The organism is Vibrio sp. 99K-1 (assembly GCF_013114585.1).
GTDB classification, from domain to species: Bacteria; Pseudomonadota; Gammaproteobacteria; order Enterobacterales; family Vibrionaceae; genus Vibrio; species Vibrio chagasii_B.
In genome coordinates this window covers 1-922 of sequence record NZ_VTXF01000068.1, presented here as the reverse complement: position 1 = coordinate 922, position 922 = coordinate 1, and the positions used below count along the sequence as shown (strand labels likewise).

General features: G+C 48.9%; 1 pseudogene. It reads left to right on the top strand.

Annotated elements, in window-relative coordinates:
• Positions 1-922 (top strand): annotated as a pseudogene (locus tag F0228_RS25630) (hypothetical protein); the annotation flags it as partial.

Below are 922 nucleotides of genomic sequence, written 5' to 3'. Positions count from 1 at the left end.
AAGCGCAGAGAAAAGGCAGTTTAATCGCTCAGCAGCAACAAAGTATCAAAGCAGCGACGCTGGGCGTCGAGCGAGCACAGAAAGCGCGTCAGACTATCGAAGGCAATATCACCATTGAGATGGAGCGTCTTGAGCAAGAGAAGCAAGTTCATGATGCGATTGATAAAATCATGGTGCAGTTTGGTCAGAATGAGCTGTCGCTGAGCCAGTTGCTTGAAGCGAAGCGCGATGGTTCCTCGTCGGGTAACGCTTATGTCGATATTAGTGAGTTATTGAACCAGGACGATTTAGAGACGCTGGATGACTTTGTTAGCGAAGCGGGCAACATCGATTTATTCGAGGTGCAAGCGGCGCTGGCTAGCTTAAAGGAAGACCTGAAAGACGTGTCACGTGATGACGCCATCAAGTACACACAAACTTTGGCAGTGTTAGAGCGTGCGACTATCCGTGGTCTCGAGCGCGGGCTACTTGATGTGAATTCTAAAGCGCGCGTTAAAGCGCTCATGTTAGAGCTCGAAGCAGCCAAAGTGGACATCGCGAAGTCGCTGAGCTACCTGGCTTATGAAGTGGAAAGGCTGGCAGGGTTCACTGCAGAAGCTGAGCGATTGATTGCACAGTTGGGTGAAAATCAGCAACAGCAGGCAGACCGTTACTATGCTAACCCAGTGCATTACAGCGTACTGACAAAAGAAGCCTTGAATGCTGAGTTAGCGTTTGCAGAGCTGCAAGAGTGGATGTTCTATGCCGTTCAAGCGCTGGAGTACAAGTGGCAAGAAGCCTTTGTTGCGCCAAGTAAAGGGTTCAATCGCGCGTCGGTCTTTAAAATTCAAACAATCCCGCAGTTGGTTGAATACTTTAAAGCGTTACAGAGTTTTGATGACATTCGTAATCTGAGAACAAGCCAAGAGGCGACGGATACTCT